At 62.9% G+C, this 13,992-nt stretch carries 15 protein-coding genes; 4 read left to right on the top strand and 11 right to left on the bottom strand.

Annotation, left to right across the window (positions count from 1 at the left end; all coding sequences use genetic code 11):
* Positions 1-46: 46 nt before the first annotated feature.
* From NKI22_RS14055 to NKI22_RS14045, 3 genes are all read right to left on the bottom strand, one after another.
* On the bottom strand, positions 47-1,060 hold the full coding sequence (locus NKI22_RS14055) for a ribonuclease T2 family protein (RefSeq protein ID WP_352482960.1): 1,014 nt from the start codon (positions 1,058-1,060) through the stop codon (positions 47-49).
* Between the two features lie 118 nt (positions 1,061-1,178).
* Positions 1,179-1,628, bottom strand: a complete 450-nt coding sequence (locus NKI22_RS14050) for a MarR family winged helix-turn-helix transcriptional regulator (protein ID WP_352482959.1) — start codon at positions 1,626-1,628, stop codon at positions 1,179-1,181.
* Positions 1,625-2,410, bottom strand: a complete 786-nt coding sequence (locus tag NKI22_RS14045; protein WP_023720840.1) for an alpha/beta fold hydrolase — start codon at positions 2,408-2,410, stop codon at positions 1,625-1,627. Before NKI22_RS14045 ends, NKI22_RS14050 begins: the two co-directional genes overlap by 4 nt.
* A 265-nt stretch (positions 2,411-2,675) precedes the next feature.
* Between NKI22_RS14045 and NKI22_RS14040 the strand changes: the two genes are divergently transcribed.
* The 3 genes from NKI22_RS14040 to NKI22_RS14030 all read left to right on the top strand — a co-directional run bounded on the left by NKI22_RS14040 (position 2,676) and on the right by NKI22_RS14030 (position 6,597).
* A complete protein-coding gene (locus tag NKI22_RS14040) occupies positions 2,676-3,611 on the top strand; it encodes an alpha/beta fold hydrolase (protein ID WP_352482958.1) in 936 nt (311 codons plus the stop codon).
* A 164-nt stretch (positions 3,612-3,775) separates the two neighbouring features.
* Entirely contained in the window at positions 3,776-4,951 is a 1,176-nt protein-coding gene (locus tag NKI22_RS14035) for a CaiB/BaiF CoA transferase family protein (protein ID WP_352482956.1), read from the top strand.
* Positions 4,948-6,597: a thiamine pyrophosphate-binding protein gene (locus NKI22_RS14030; protein WP_023720843.1), complete on the top strand. Its 1,650-nt coding sequence runs from the start codon at positions 4,948-4,950 to the stop codon at positions 6,595-6,597. Before NKI22_RS14035 ends, NKI22_RS14030 begins: the two co-directional genes overlap by 4 nt.
* Before the next feature lie 39 nt (positions 6,598-6,636).
* On the opposite strand, the gene NKI22_RS14025 is transcribed toward NKI22_RS14030, so the two are convergent.
* The 6 genes from NKI22_RS14025 to NKI22_RS14000 all read right to left on the bottom strand — a co-directional run bounded on the left by NKI22_RS14025 (position 6,637) and on the right by NKI22_RS14000 (position 11,568).
* Positions 6,637-7,080, bottom strand: a complete 444-nt coding sequence (locus NKI22_RS14025; RefSeq protein WP_023720844.1) for a CHRD domain-containing protein — start codon at positions 7,078-7,080, stop codon at positions 6,637-6,639.
* Positions 7,081-7,232: 152 nt separating this feature from the next.
* Entirely contained in the window at positions 7,233-8,204 is a 972-nt protein-coding gene (locus NKI22_RS14020; protein ID WP_352482954.1) for an ABC transporter substrate-binding protein, read from the bottom strand.
* Between the two features lie 40 nt (positions 8,205-8,244).
* Positions 8,245-9,381, bottom strand: coding sequence for an ABC transporter permease (locus NKI22_RS14015; RefSeq protein WP_352814702.1), 1,137 nt, complete (start codon positions 9,379-9,381; stop codon positions 8,245-8,247).
* Entirely contained in the window at positions 9,378-10,256 is an 879-nt protein-coding gene (locus tag NKI22_RS14010) for an ABC transporter permease (protein ID WP_352482952.1), read from the bottom strand. Before NKI22_RS14010 ends, NKI22_RS14015 begins: the two co-directional genes overlap by 4 nt.
* The gene (locus NKI22_RS14005; protein WP_023720848.1) at positions 10,257-10,784 is read right to left on the bottom strand and encodes an endonuclease domain-containing protein; all 528 of its coding nucleotides are present in this window, start codon (positions 10,782-10,784) and stop codon (positions 10,257-10,259) included.
* Entirely contained in the window at positions 10,777-11,568 is a 792-nt protein-coding gene (locus tag NKI22_RS14000) for an ABC transporter ATP-binding protein (RefSeq protein ID WP_023720849.1), read from the bottom strand. Before NKI22_RS14000 ends, NKI22_RS14005 begins: the two co-directional genes overlap by 8 nt.
* Positions 11,569-11,729: 161 nt before the next feature.
* Here NKI22_RS14000 and NKI22_RS13995 point away from each other — a divergent pair, with 161 nt between their 5' ends.
* Positions 11,730-12,134 (top strand): cupin domain-containing protein, encoded by a 405-nt coding sequence (locus NKI22_RS13995; protein WP_023720850.1) that lies wholly within the window; start codon positions 11,730-11,732, stop codon positions 12,132-12,134.
* Positions 12,135-12,169: 35 nt separating this feature from the next.
* Here the strand turns inward: NKI22_RS13995 and NKI22_RS13990 are convergent, their stop codons facing one another.
* Together NKI22_RS13990 and hydA are read right to left on the bottom strand one after the other, a co-directional pair.
* Positions 12,170-12,508: a hypothetical protein gene (locus tag NKI22_RS13990; protein ID WP_352814703.1), complete on the bottom strand. Its 339-nt coding sequence runs from the start codon at positions 12,506-12,508 to the stop codon at positions 12,170-12,172.
* A gap of 29 nt (positions 12,509-12,537) precedes the next feature.
* Positions 12,538-13,989 carry a dihydropyrimidinase gene (hydA, locus tag NKI22_RS13985; protein ID WP_023720852.1) on the bottom strand — a complete coding sequence of 484 codons (1,452 nt, stop codon included), beginning with the start codon at positions 13,987-13,989 and terminating at the stop codon, positions 12,538-12,540.
* Positions 13,990-13,992 lie beyond the last annotated feature (3 nt).

Genomic DNA, 13,992 nt, shown 5'->3' with positions numbered 1-13,992 from the left:
AGACCATACCACCCCCGGCGCAAGGCGACAGTCGCGTTCGGCCTGTCTACTGGAACCCGACGGCGTCGACGGTACCCTTCGGACAACCCACCTTGGCTGTCGGTGCCGAGGCAAGCAGCAGCGCACCGAGCGAAGAGTTCGAAGCGATCGGGCCGGCCAGGCCGAGCGTCAGCTCGTCGATCAGCCGCCTGCCGCTCGAGGGATCGACCACGCAGGATACGCGGACCCGGTCGCCCGCGCCTTTGCCGAAGGCGCTGTCGAAGGTGCTGCGGATCTGATCGGATGTCAGCTGCTTGCCGACGTTCCTGGTGAAGAGATCGCGCACCGGCGACGCGTTCACCGCTTGCATCAGGTTCAAAGCGTCGGAGAAATACTCCTGCTGGCTCTTGCCGTAGCAGGTGCCGTGCTTGATCCATTCATGCCTTTCGAGGGCGGATGCGGTGCCCGGCATCACCTGGTCGAGTTCCGATCGCGTATTCGGGTCCAGCGTGACCGGCGGCAAATCCCGCCAATGTGCCGGATCGTCGTTCGCCTTGTCGCTTGCCGCGACCTGGCAATAGAAATTTCCATTCGGTTGCGGCCACAACCCATGCAAGGTGAAGTGGGTCGCATCGAAACCGGCGGCGGTCTGCGCCCGGCATTCGGTCTTGCTGGATTTGGTCTCACAGAAAGCCGGCTGCCAGCTCAGCGCGAAGACATATTCCGGCTTTCCGGACGCCGATGGCTTGTTCGGCTCGGCAGGCGCCGGTGCAGCCGGTATCGTCGACGCGCTGCCGCCCGAAACGTGACCGCAGCTGATCTTAACCCAGCGGCGCTCCGGATCGGCGCCCGGAACGCGGATGAGATAGTGCGTGGGCGCGTCCTTGTTGCCGGCCAGCAGATCGTAACTCTGGCCAGCCGCGGTCGAGACGTTGCGGGGATTCTTGCCGCTCTTGATCGCCTGCGTTGCCGGACAGGCGGCATCGGCGACGAAAGAGCCGGTCATCTTCACATCGGCCCGCGCCGCGCTTGCGCCAGCAAACGCAAGAAACACCGCCCCCCATATCGCCCAAATCCGCATTCCGGCACTCCTCGTATTCACGCCGCAAGCTAGAACTTGCGACATGTCAGAATTACGATTTCTTTCGTCGGCCGTAAAAACAATCGCCAGCGCATTGAGACGGTTCCCGTGTGGTCGATCAGGATCCGCCCGCCTCCACGCGTTCTGTCAAGGTGCGCAGCAGATCAAGCGAGGCTTTTAGCGCGTCGGCGTCCATACCCTCCGAAACGCGGTTCGCCCAAACATGCTGGCGTGTGCCGATATTCTTGACCGCTGCCCGGCCGGCATCGGTTATCGACAACAGCTTGGCGCGGCGATGCGCTGGGTTGTCGGCATAGGCGGCAAGCCCCTCCGCAGCCAGTATGTCGGCCAGCCGCTGTACGCTCTGACGGGCGAGACCCATGTCGCGGGCGACGTCGGCCACGGATTTCGGCTCCTTCAAAACCGCACCCAAAACCTGCCAGCGCGCTGCCGTCAGCCCGGTTGGAGCGGCCAGCCGGTCGGCCGCATCCAGAAAACTGCCGTTCATCCTGAACACGGCAAGCACGAGTTCCGTGAACACATTTGCCGCTTCGGTCCTGGTCGTCATTTCTGGCCGGCCTCGATGGTCGCGACGAAATTATTAACGGCTTCGGCTACGACCTCGGGCTTGTCAAGCATCACCCAATGGCCGCTGCCCGCCACGATCTGGCGCGGAATGTCCGTGCGCAGCCGGTAGAGCGCGGCTGGAGTGTCACTGGCCTCGGTAGCCAATACGAACATAGGCCCGCGATACGCATTGAGTGCCGGCTCCGGGTTCCATTCGGCCAGTGCCTTGCCGACACCTGCCCTCGCCGCCGGATCGACCACTGCCACATCGGCCAGAACACGCTGGCGAACAGCCGCGTTAGGGCCGGCAATCGACGTGTAATAGGCGTTCAGGACATCGCGGCCTTGCGGACCGGCCAGATCGCGGACAAAGCCGTCGCGAATCGCCTGCGGCAGCGCACGAGGATTGGTCGCCGGGTCGACGAGCAAGACACCTGCGACCCGGTCGGCATGGCTGGCGGCATAAGCGAGCGCCACACCACCGCCGCCGCTGTGCGCGACAATGAGAAACCGCTTCAGGCCAAACGCGTCGGCCACGGCACCGACATCCATTGCACGGCCGTCATAGCCATAGTCACCGTCCTGCGCCGGCGCGGAGGCGCCATGGCCGCGAAAATCGAAGGCTACCGCCTCGCGGCCTTCGACGGAGAGCTGCATCACCCGGTCCCAGTGGGAAGCGCGGCTGCAATCTCCATGCAGGAACAGGATCGGCAGGCCATTGCCGGCGTTGATCCTATAAGTGGCAAGCTGGCCTTGCGGGCCTGGAACGGTGGACGTCATCATGGGTCATCTCCCTGGTTTCCTGACTGAACGCAGCAATCCCTGGCAACAGGGTGGCCGTCGTGAAGGCGAAGCCCGCCAGCAAGATTGCACGCCGCGAAATGGCCCCGGTGGTTTTCATAGTCATACCCCCAATCTGCTGGCCAATTGACAGTATGCTGTCATGTAATCATATTGACAGCATACTGTCAACTAGCGTCGAATGGGTACCCTACGTCTCTTGACGTCGATCGCTGCGTCACCCAACAGTCGCCGACGGGAGCGAGACATGCCATTTGACAAGCAGAGGATGCTGGCATCGCCGACCGGCGCCGAGCTCAACCTTTATGTGAAACACGCCACAGGCCAGCCGCGCGCCATTGTCCAGATCAATCACGGGTTGGCCGAGCACGCGGCGCGCTATGCCCGCTTCGCCGATTTCCTCGGCGCGCGCGGCTACCAGGTCTACGCGCACGACCACCGTGGCCACGGCGTCACCAAGGCGCCCGACGCGCCACCTGGCAGGTTCGCCGATGCGGATGGAGGTGCCAAGGTCATCGCCGATGTCGCTGCCGTCCATGATCTGATCGCCAGGGAACAGCCCGGCCTGCCGGTCATCGCCTTCGGTCACTCCTTGGGCGCGTCGGTCGCTCTGAACTTTGTCCTCCGCAACTCGGCGCGCATCCATGCCGCCGCGATCTGGAACGGCAATTTCTCTGCCGGACTGCTCGGCCAAATCGCGCTGGGCATGCTTGCCTGGGAAAAGTTCCGGCTTGGCTCAGACGTGCCGTCGCGCATGCTGCCCCGGCTGACGTTCCGGGCTTGGGGCAAGGCAGTGCCCGATCGCCGGACGCCCTTCGACTGGCTGTCGCGCGATGCCGCCGAAGTCGAGAAATACATCGCCGACCCGCTCTGCGGCTGGGACGCATCGGTGTCGATGTGGCAGGACATCGTCAAGATGACGCTGCATTGCGGCCGCGACCGCAATTTTTCCGGCGTGCGGCGCGACCTGTTCGTCAATCTGGTCGGAGGCGGGCAGGATCCGGCCTCGGACGGCGGCAAGGCGGTCAGCCATCTCGCCGGCCGGATGCACATGCTGGGCTTTTCGAATCTCGTTTCAAAGGTTTACGCCGAAACCCGCCACGAGAGCCTGAACGAGGTCAATCGAGACATCATCATGGAGGATTTTGCCGCTTGGGCCGATCGCGTGCTGAGGGCGCCTTGATACTTGGCCCATTGCAAGGGCCGTGACAGCGGCACCCGGGATTGATAGTGGGATGTCGCCCAAAGCATGCCCTTGGGCTCGACCCGAGGGTGCGCAGCGGTTTTGGGATAACGACATGCACAAAAAACATCTAAGCCTGCGCTTTCGGCCAACCACGGTGATCCATGACTGAGCCTCCGCTCAAAGGCATCCGCGTCATCGAACTCGCACGCATCCTCGCCGGGCCATGGGCCGGGCAGCTGCTTGCTGACCTCGGCGCCGACGTGATCAAGGTCGAGAGCCCGGACAGCGGCGACGACACCCGCAAATGGGGACCGCCCTTCGTCATCGGCCATGATGGCGAGAACCTTTCGGCCGCTTATTACCATTCCTGCAACCGCGGCAAGCGCTCCATCGCCATCGACTTCTCGACGCCCGAGGGCGCCGAGACGGTGCGCCGGCTGGTCGCGACCTCGGAAGTGCTGATCGAAAACTTCAAGGTCGGCGGACTTAAGAAATACGGCCTCGACTATGACAGCCTGAGGAAAATCAACCCACGGCTGATCTATTGCTCGATCACCGGTTTTGGCCAGTCGGGACCGTATGCGCCGCGCGCCGGTTATGATTTCATCATCCAGGGCATGGCCGGCATGATGTCGATCACCGGCGAAGCCGGCCGCGAACCGCAGAAGGCGGGCGTGGCTATTTCAGATGTCTTCACCGGGCTTTATTCGGTCGTTGCCATCCAGGCGGCACTTCGCCACGCCGAGAAGACCGGCGAAGGCCAGCATATCGACATGGCGCTCTACGACACCCAGATCTCAACGCTCGGCAACCAGAACCTCAACTATCTCGTCTCCGGACAATCGCCGGTGCAGATGGGCAATGCGCATATGAACATCGCGCCCTACGAGGTGGTGCCGGTGAAAGATGGCCACATCATCCTGGCGGTCGGCAATGACGGCCAATTCGCAAAGTTTTGCGCTGCCGTCGGCCTCGATGAGCTGGCTTCGAACCCTGACTTCGCCACCAATCCCGCCCGCGTCGCCAACCGGGCAAAGCTGCGCGAGCACATGGTCGAGGCGCTGAAGGTCTTCGATCGCGACCCGCTGCTGGCCAGGCTGGAGACAGCCGGCGTGCCGGCCAGCCCGATCAACAATATCGGCCAGATGTTTGCCGACCCGCAGACCATCGCGCGCGGCATGCGGCTCGACCTCGATGACGGCCATGGCAATCTCTTGCCCTCGGTGCGCGCGCCGATGGTCATGTCCGGCACGCCGCTGGTCTATGAACGGCCGTCGCCGCGTCTCGGCGAACACACCGAAGAAATCCTTGCCGAACTGGAGAGGTCAGGAAAATGAAGACCGGCGGACAACTCATCGTCGATGCGCTCGAAGCCAACGGAACGGACCGTATCTATTGCGTGCCCGGCGAATCCTATCTGGCGGTGCTCGACGCGCTGCATGATTCGCCAATCCGCACCATCGTCTGCCGCCAGGAGGGCGGTGCCGCAATGATGGCCGACTGCCATGGCCGCCTGACCGGCAGGCCCGGCATCTGCTTCGTCACCCGCGGCCCAGGCGCCACCAATGCCTCGGCCGGCATCCACATCGCCATGCAGGATTCGGTCCCCCTCATCCTGTTCATCGGCCAGGTCGCCAGCCACGCCAAGGGGCGCGAGGCCTTCCAGGAGGTCGACTATGTCAGGTTCTTCGGCGATATCGCCAAATGGGTGGTCGAGATCGACGACGCCGCGCGCATCCCCGAATTCGTCACACGGGCATTTGCAGTGGCGACGTCCGGCCGCCCGGGCCCGGTCGTCATCTCGCTGCCCGAGGACATGCTGACCAGCCTTGCCGAGGCACCGGAAGCCCGGCATTACACCCCTGTCGAGACGCGGCCTGGCGAAGCCGAGCTCGACGCGCTGGACGAGCTGCTCAACAAGGCAAAGCGGCCGTTCGTCATCCTTGGCGGTACGCGCTGGGATGCGCAGGCCGTTGCACGGATGCGGACGATAGCCGAAGCCTGGTCGCTGCCGGTCGGCTGCTCCTTCCGCCGCCAGATGCTGTTCGACCATCTCCACGCGAACTATGCCGGCGATGTCGGCATCGGCATCAATCCCAAAGTGGCAACCGCCATCAAGCAGGCCGACCTTGTGCTGCTGATCGGCGGCCGCATGGGCGAGATGCCGTCATCCGACTACACGCTGCTGAAGAGCCCCTACCCCGACCAGACGCTGGTCCATATCCATGCCGACGCCGGCGAGCTCGGCCGCGTCTACCGGCCGGCGCTGGCGATCAATACCTCGCCTGCCGCTTTCGTCGAAGCCTTTGCCAAACGCAAGCCGGCCGCAACGCCGGTGTGGGCGGCGGAGGCAGCGAAGCTGCACACCGCCTATCTCGACTGGTCGACGCCTCCGGAGAGCGGCCCCGGCGCCGTGCAGATGGGGCCGATCATGAATTATCTCGAAACGATGCTGCCGGACGACGCCATCCTCACCAATGGCGCCGGCAACTACGCCACCTGGGTGCATCGCTACCATCGCTTCCGGCGTTTCGGCACGCAGGCAGCACCCACCTCCGGCTCGATGGGCTACGGCACGCCGGCGGCGGTCGCCGCCAAACAGCTTTTCCCCGACCGCGACGTGATCGCCTTCGCCGGCGACGGCTGTTTCCTGATGAACGGGCAGGAATTCGCCACCGCCGTACAATACGGATTGCCGATCATCGTCATCGTAGTCAACAACGGCATTTATGGCACCATCCGCATGCATCAGGAGCGCGAATATCCCGGCCGTGTCGTCGCCACCGATCTGAAAAACCCCGACTTTGCTGCTTTGGCCCGTGCCTATGGCGGCCATGGCGAGACGGTGGAAAAGACCGCCGACTTCGCGGCGGCCTTCGAGCGCGCGCGTGCTAGCGGCAAGCCGTCGATCGTCGAGATCAGGCTCGACCCCGAAGCCATCACGCCGACCCGCACGATGACCCAGATTCGCGACAAGGCCTGACAAACAGGGTGGTTGCCCTGTTTTGTCGTCTTGATCTGCCTATTTGACCTTTTCGATCTGGCCGCGGATCTCGCCGTCGGCGTGGGCCGCGGTGTGGATGTTGACGTAATATTTGCCCGCCTCAAGATCGGTCGCCTGGGCATCGGTCAATGTCGCCGAACCCTTGATCGGGCTCTTCAGCTTGCCTTCGAACGGCACCACTGGATCGGCGTTTTGACCCTCTGCCGCCGGGCCGTGAATGTGCCCGGCCTTCGCCGGCCCGCTGAGGCCGGAATATCTCACCGTCCAGCTGAGTTTCTTGGTGGCGGTGTTGAATCTGAGCGTGGCGGTACCCTTGCCCTTCGTGGTGACGGGCGGGCTCTGCTGAGCACCATCGAGCGTCGCGGTCATCTTTACGGTTTCGGCCAGAGCCGGTGACACCGAGAAGATGGCGGCAGAAATGGCCAGCGCCGAAAGCATCGGCGTGAAGGACTGGATGCGCATGGAAACCTCCGTTGTGGCACCCTTGAGTTGGATGCATCGGCACAACGATTTTGCGAACGGATGTTTCCGCGGGTAACGTTCATTTTACATCCCACTAAAAAGGGGCGGTCGCCCGCCCCTTTTTGTCTTCCAACAGAGCCTGCTTGATAGCTCTATTTGATCGCCTTGTCGGTGATCGCGGTCGTGTAGGCGCCGGTCGGCTCCTTGGTGATGATCTTCTGGTCGAGCAGCGCCTTGGCGGTGCGCTCGTAGGTCGCCGGATCGAGCTTGCCGTCGGCATTGTCGATCAGCTTGGCGACTTCGCCCATCATCCGCTTCTGGTGGTTCTCGTCCTGGCCGCCATTGTCCATGACGATGCCGGCCGCCTCGTCGGAATTGTCGACGGCGTATTTCCAACCCTTCATCGAAGCGCGCACGAAACGCACCATCTTGTCCTCGAAGGCCGGATCCTTGAGCTTGTCCTCCAACGCATAGAGCCCGTCTTCGAGCAGATCGTTGCCCATGGCGGAATAGTTGAAGACGGTCAGCTCTTCCGGCTTGTAGCCGGCGTCGATGAGCTGCCAGTATTCGTTGTAGGTCATGACCGAAATGCAATCCGCCTGCTTCTGGATCAGCGGCTGCACGTCAAAGCTCTGCTTGAGCACGGTGACGCCGTCCGGCCCGCCGTCGGTCTTGAGGCCAAGCTTGTTCATCCAGGCATAGAACGGATACTCGTTGCCGAAGAACCAGACGCCGAGCGTGTGGCCCTTGAAATCGGCTTCGGTCTTGATCGGGCCGTCCTTCGGGCAGACCAGCTCCATGCCGGCCTTCTTGAACGGCTGGGCGATGTTGACCAGCGGCACGCCCTTTTCGCGTGCAGCCAGCGCGCCGCCCATCCAGTCGACGATGACGTCGGCGCCGCCGCCGGCAATGACCTGCTCGGGTGCGATGTCCGGGCCGCCGGGCTTGATGTCGACGTCTAGGCCCTCGGCGTCATAGAAGCCCTTGGCCTTGGCGACATAATAGCCGGCGAACTGTGCCTGGGTGACCCATTTCAGCTGCAGCGTCACCTTGTCTGCGGCCATCGCCTGGAAGGCGGCAAGCGACATCGCGCCGGCCAGCATCGAAACAACAAGTCTTTTCATGTTTTTACCCTCTGAAGTTAGCGCCCTAAACCCACCGCCCCTATCCACCACGGACAGAGGGATGCCAAAACGTGATTGCTCTCTCGAAAAGAGCGACCACGCCATAAAAGACCGAACCCGCAAGTGCTGCAACTGCGATTTCGGCCCACACCATGTCGATGTTCATCCGGCCGACTTCCGTCGAAATGCGGAATCCCATGCCGACCACCGGCGTGCCGAAGAACTCGGCGACGATGGCGCCGATCAGCGCCAGCGTCGAATTGATCTTCAACGCATTGAAGATGAACGGTGCCGCCGCCGGCAGCCGCAGCTTGAACAGCGTCTGCCAGTAGCTCGAGGCATAGGTGCGCATCAGGTCGCGCTCCATATGGCCGGAGGCGGTAAGCCCGGCGACGGTGTTCACCAGCATCGGGAAGAAGGTCATGATTATGACCACGGCTGCCTTGGATTGCCAGTCGAAGCCGAACCACATGACCATGATCGGCGCGACGCCGATGATCGGCAGCGCCGACACCATATTGCCGATCGGCAAAAGCCCGCGCCGCAGGAACGGCACACGGTCGGCGGCGATGGCAACGAGGAAGCCGGCGCTGCTGCCCACGACATAGCCGAAGATCACCGCCTTGAAGATGGTCTGCCTGACATCGGCCCCCAGCACCGGCAGCGAGCCGACGATGCGTGCACCGATGGCGCTTGGCGGCGGCAACAGGATGAAGGGAATGCCGGCGCCACGCGTCACCGCCTCCCAGATGATCAGGATCCAAGCGCCGAAGATGGCTGGAATGATCAGGCGCAAGGCGGTTGACGTCCAGCGCGACGTCGGGCGAACCGACGACAAGACCGTTACGCAGCGCCAGGCCAAAAACCACGCCGCGACGAGCAGCAGATAGAAGGAGCCACGAGCGCTGCCCTCATTGCCGGTTATGCCGGCGAGCAACATCCACGCCGCGCCGTGCGCGCCAAGGAACAGCAACACCACCCCGATCATCGGTGGAAAGTTGTCGGCCTCGATTGCCATGAGCAGCAAAATGAAAATCAAAACCGTAGTCGCCATGCCGTAACCGGGCGTAGCACTGACGAGCGGCCAAAGAAGCAGCGCGCCGACAAGAAGGATAAGCGCGGCATATCCTTGCCAGGATCGGGGGGTGATTGAGGAAAGGCTCAGGAGCGAGCTCATGCCGGCCTCCCGCCCATGGCGCGGTCGACAAGGCGCCCAGCAATGCCGACCAGCATAACCAGCAAGGCCGCCACCACCGAGCCGGCGACCAGCGCCGACCAGATGTCGATCGTCTGGCTGTAGTAGGCGCCGGCGAGCAATTTGGCGCCGATGCCGGCGACGGCGCCGGTCGGCAGCTCGCCGACAATGGCGCCGACCAGGCTGGCGGCGACAGCCACCTTCATCGAGGTGAACAGGAACGGCACCGAGGCCGGCACCCGCAATTTCCAGAAGGTCTGCGAGGGACTGGCATTATAGGTATGCATCAGGTCGAGATGGGTGAGCTCGGGCGAGCGAAGCCCCTTCACCATGCCAACCGCCACCGGGAAGAACGACAGATAGGTCGAGATCAGCGCTTTCGGGATCAGCCCGGTGATGCCGACCGCCGCCAGCACGACAATAATCATCGGCGCCACCGCCAGGATCGGAATGGTCTGCGAGGCGATGATCCACGGCATCATGCTGCGGTCGAGCGTCGCCACATGCACGATGCCGACGGCGATGACGATGCCGAGCGCCGTGCCGAAGGCAAAGCCGAGCAGCGTCGACGACAGCGTCACCCAGGCATTGTAGACAAGGCTGCGGTTCGAGGTGATGCTGCGCAAAAAGGTGTTTTCGAAAAAATTCACCGCCACCTGGTGTGGCGCCGGTAGCGTCGGCTTCGGTTGTGCCAGCGTCTTGCCGATGAATTCCACAATGCCCGGTGTCAAATTGGCGCGGCGGTCGAGATCGCGCTGGAACGGCGCGTTGAGGACAACGGCCATGACGTACCAGACGACGACCACGCCCAGGAGGATCGAGGTCACGGGAACGATCTTGTCGCGAAACGAGTCCATCTAGCGATCCTCGGGCGCTTGGCGCCCTCCTCTCCCCAACGGGGAGAGGGTGGCCGGAGCGAAGCGGAGGCCGGGTGAGGGGGTAGAAATCTTTCCGTCGAGGCAAGCCAATATCGTATCAAGGACCGCTCGACGTTCGGCCAGAACTTCATGGTTCCAGAACCGAAGAACGGAATAGCCATAGCCATTCAGCCAAGCAGTTCTCGCCGTATCGGTTGGAGAATCCGCATGCTGACTGCCGTCGACTTCAACAATCAGACCCTTCTCGCGACAAACGAAGTCCGCGATGAAAAGGCCAAGCGGCACCTGCCTCACAAATTTGTAGCCGTTGAGATGACGTCCTCTCAGTTCCCCCCAAAGCCGGTACTCAGCCTCGGTCTCGTCAAACCGGAGCTTTCGGGCACGAGCGGTTGCCCCAACATTTCTTTTAGTTGGATCTGTCGGCGCCGCCCCCTCACCCGACCTCCGCTTCGCTCCGGCCACCCTCTCCCCGTCGGGGAGAGGAGGACCCTCATCCCGCTCAATCATCATAGCTGTGCCCTGCCCTCAGCCCGTCGCGCACCCGTGCCGCGATGGCCAGGAACTCCGGCGTCTCGCGGATATCGAGCGGCCGCTTCTTCGGCAGCGTCGATTCTATGACATCGCTGACACGCCCCGGGCGCGGCGACATGACGATGATGCGCGTCGACAGATAGACCGCCTCGGGGATCGAATGGGTGACGAAGCAGATGGTCTTGTTGGTCCGCTCCCAAAGCTCCAGCAGTTGTTCGTTGAGGTGGTCGCGCACGATCTCGTCCAGCGCGCCGAACGGTTCGTCCATCAACAAAAGGTCGGCATCGAAGGCGAGCGCCCGTGCGATCGAGGCGCGCTGCTGCATGCCGCCCGAAAGCTGCCAGGGGTATTTCTTCTCGAAGCCGCTGAGGTTGACGAGGTCGAGGGTTCGCTTGATGCGCGCCGCCTGCTCCGCCCTGGACAGGCCCATGATCTCCAGCGGCAGCGCCACATTGCGCTCGATCGTGCGCCACGGATAAAGTGCGGCCGCCTGGAAGACATAGCCATAGGCGCGGCGCTGGCGCGCCTGCTCGGGCGTCATGCCGTTGACGGAAATGGCTCCCGATGTCGGCTTCTCCAGATCGGCGATGACGCGCAGCAAGGTCGTCTTGCCGCAGCCGGAGGGCCCGATGAAGGACACGAATTCGCCCTTGCCGATGGTCAGGTCGACATTCGACAGCGCCTGCACCGGACCGTCATTGGTCTGGAAGGTCAGGCCAAGCTTGCTTGCCGAAACAACGGCTGGCGATGCTCCCGTCATCGGCCGTAGCCTGTCGCTTCCGGCCACTGCGCCACCGGCCGGAATCCGATTGATTTTACCCCGATGTTGCTTTCCACTCGCCCAGTCCTACTCGCGCCAGTTCTACGCGCCCCAGTTCTACGTGCCCTTGTCCCATCAGATAGACGCCCGGAGTTGCCCCGATGTCGCCCAAACCGACGTGCCATCTTATCCGCCCTGAAAGCTCTTATGAAGGCAAGCAGGGCCTGAGCTATTTCGCCGGTATCGCCGCCGAAACAGTCGGCTCCTCCGGTATCTGCATGCATCTGCTGACCATGCCTCCGGGCGCCCGCGCCAAGGCACATATGCACGAAAACCATGAAACCGCGATCTATGTGCTCTCCGGCGAAGTCCATACCTGGTATGGCGACCGGCTCGAACAGCATATCGTGGTCAAGGCCGGCGATCTTTTCTATATTCCCCCCGGTGTGCCGCATCTGCCGGCCAATCTGAGCGACAGCCCCGCCTCGGCGGTTATTGCCCGCACCGATCCCAACGAACAGGAAAGCGTCGTCCTGCTGCCGGAACTGGACGGGTTGGTCGCCTGAGGACTGGGTCGAGGCGGCGGCCGTCATCGGCACCGTCACGAACATGATTTCAGCGGCCCTATCTCCTCAAGGCCGGGAATGGTCACGAAGAAACCGTCCCCTCCTTTGTTGATGACCTTGACGACATCTGTGGTCGTCCCCTCCTCGCCCTCGGCGAAACAGGTGGAGCTCAACAACTGGGTGCCAGGCGTCGTCGTCAATGGCTGTGCGAACTCGCAGCCGCTGCCATAGGTTTCGACGCCCTCGGCGGTCAGCACGACATAATCGTCGCGGTCCTGATAACCGAGCCGTACACCAGCGCAACCGACCTCATTGCCAAAGGAGCCGGCAAGGACGTCCGCCGCCGGCCCGGCGGCAAGGATCACCGCGGCCATTGAGATGATCGCTCCGTGGCTCGCCAAGCTCAAACGCCCGTCGCCGGGATGCCTGTACGCTCCACCTTGCGCGGCGCGGAAATTTCCTTCCAGGTCGACAGTGCCCGGTTGACCGCCGCGTTCGGCTCGCGAGCGACGAACTCGCCATGGCCGGGCTTTGCCTTAACCTCGTTTTCCTCGATCGACAGTTCGCCGCGCGAGAAGACGTAGCGTGGCAGGCCGGTCACCTCGAAACCTTCGAAGACGTTGTAGTCGATGACCGACTGCTGCTTCTTGGCCGTGATTTTCTTCTTGCGCTTCGGGTCCCAGACAAGGATGTCGGCGTCCGCGCCTTCGACGATGGCGCCCTTCTTCGGGTACATGTTGAGGATCTTGGCGATGTTGGTCGAGGTCACCGCGACGAACTCGTTCATCGTCAGCCGGCCGGTGTTGACGCCGGTCGTCCACAGCACCGGCAAACGATCCTCGAGCCCGCCCGTGCCATTCGGGATCTTGGTGAAGTCGCCGACGCCGTTGCGCTTCTGCTTGGTGGTGAAGGCACAATGGTCGGTCGCCACCACTTGCAGTGACCCAGCCTGCAGGCCGGCCCACAGCGAATCCTGATGCCATTTGTTGCGGAAGGGCGGGCTCATAACGCGCCGCGCCGCATGGTCCCAGTCCTTGTTGAAATATTCGCTCTCGTCCAGCGTCAGGTGCTGGACCAGCGGCTCGCCGAATACCCGCATGCCTTTCTGGCGCGCCCGGCGGATGGCCTCGTGGGCCTGCTCGCAGGAGACATGCACGACATAGAGCGGCACGCCGGCCATGTCGGCGATCATGATGGCACGATTGGTCGCCTCGCCTTCGACTTCCGGCGGGCGCGAATAGGCGTGTCCCTCCGGACCACTATTGCCCGCCGCCAGCAGCTTCTGCGACAGTGCCGCCACCACGTCGCCATTCTCGGCATGGACCAGCGGCAGCGCGCCGAGATCGGCACAGCGCTGGAACGACGAATACAGCTCGTCGTCATCGACCATCAGCGCACCCTTGTAGGCCATGAAATGCTTGAACGAGGTGATGCCCCTGTCGACGACGGTGGCCATCTCGTCGAACACCTGCTTGCCCCACCAGGTGATCGCCATGTGGAAGGAATAATCGCAGGAAGCCTTCGAAGTCTTGTTGTCCCACATCTGCAAGGCCTCGAGCAGCGACTGCTGCGGCGCCGGCAGGCAGAAATCGACGACCATCGTCGTGCCGCCGGCGAGCGCGGCGCGGGTGCCGCTCTCGAAATCATCGGCCGAATAGGTGCCCATGAACGGCATTTCGAGGTGGGTATGCGGGTCGATGCCGCCCGGCATGACATAGCAGCCGCTGGCGTCGAACTCATGGTCGCCATGCAGATCCGGCCCGATGCCGACGATCTTGCCGTGCCTGAACAGCACATCGGCCTTCCATGTCCGGTCCGCGGTGACGATGGTGCCATTCTTGATGACTTTGGACATTTT

Source organism: Mesorhizobium sp. M0778 (assembly GCF_040320105.1).
Classification (GTDB): domain Bacteria; phylum Pseudomonadota; class Alphaproteobacteria; order Rhizobiales; family Rhizobiaceae; genus Mesorhizobium.
The sequence above is the reverse complement of the archived record's forward strand: the minus strand, read 5'-3'. Positions and strand labels throughout refer to the sequence as shown.

Coding starts and splice junctions, on each gene's coding strand:
- NKI22_RS14000 (WP_023720849.1), bottom strand. CDS start 11,568: ATGACGGGAGCATCGCCAGCCGTTGTTTCGGCAAGCAAGCTTGGCCTG.
- NKI22_RS14045 (WP_023720840.1), bottom strand. CDS start 2,410: ATGATGACGTCCACCGTTCCAGGCCCGCAAGGCCAGCTTGCCACTTAT.
- NKI22_RS13990 (WP_352814703.1), bottom strand. CDS start 12,508: ATGGCCGCGGTGATCCTTGCCGCCGGGCCGGCGGCGGACGTCCTTGCC.
- NKI22_RS14025 (WP_023720844.1), bottom strand. CDS start 7,080: ATGCGCATCCAGTCCTTCACGCCGATGCTTTCGGCGCTGGCCATTTCT.
- NKI22_RS14050 (WP_352482959.1), bottom strand. CDS start 1,628: ATGACGACCAGGACCGAAGCGGCAAATGTGTTCACGGAACTCGTGCTT.
- NKI22_RS14010 (WP_352482952.1), bottom strand. CDS start 10,256: ATGGACTCGTTTCGCGACAAGATCGTTCCCGTGACCTCGATCCTCCTG.
- NKI22_RS14040 (WP_352482958.1), top strand. CDS start 2,676: ATGCCATTTGACAAGCAGAGGATGCTGGCATCGCCGACCGGCGCCGAG.
- hydA (WP_023720852.1), bottom strand. CDS start 13,989: ATGTCCAAAGTCATCAAGAATGGCACCATCGTCACCGCGGACCGGACA.
- NKI22_RS13995 (WP_023720850.1), top strand. CDS start 11,730: ATGTCGCCCAAACCGACGTGCCATCTTATCCGCCCTGAAAGCTCTTAT.
- NKI22_RS14035 (WP_352482956.1), top strand. CDS start 3,776: ATGACTGAGCCTCCGCTCAAAGGCATCCGCGTCATCGAACTCGCACGC.
- NKI22_RS14055 (WP_352482960.1), bottom strand. CDS start 1,060: ATGCGGATTTGGGCGATATGGGGGGCGGTGTTTCTTGCGTTTGCTGGC.
- NKI22_RS14030 (WP_023720843.1), top strand. CDS start 4,948: ATGAAGACCGGCGGACAACTCATCGTCGATGCGCTCGAAGCCAACGGA.
- NKI22_RS14005 (WP_023720848.1), bottom strand. CDS start 10,784: ATGATTGAGCGGGATGAGGGTCCTCCTCTCCCCGACGGGGAGAGGGTG.
- NKI22_RS14020 (WP_352482954.1), bottom strand. CDS start 8,204: ATGAAAAGACTTGTTGTTTCGATGCTGGCCGGCGCGATGTCGCTTGCC.
- NKI22_RS14015 (WP_352814702.1), bottom strand. CDS start 9,381: ATGAGCTCGCTCCTGAGCCTTTCCTCAATCACCCCCCGATCCTGGCAA.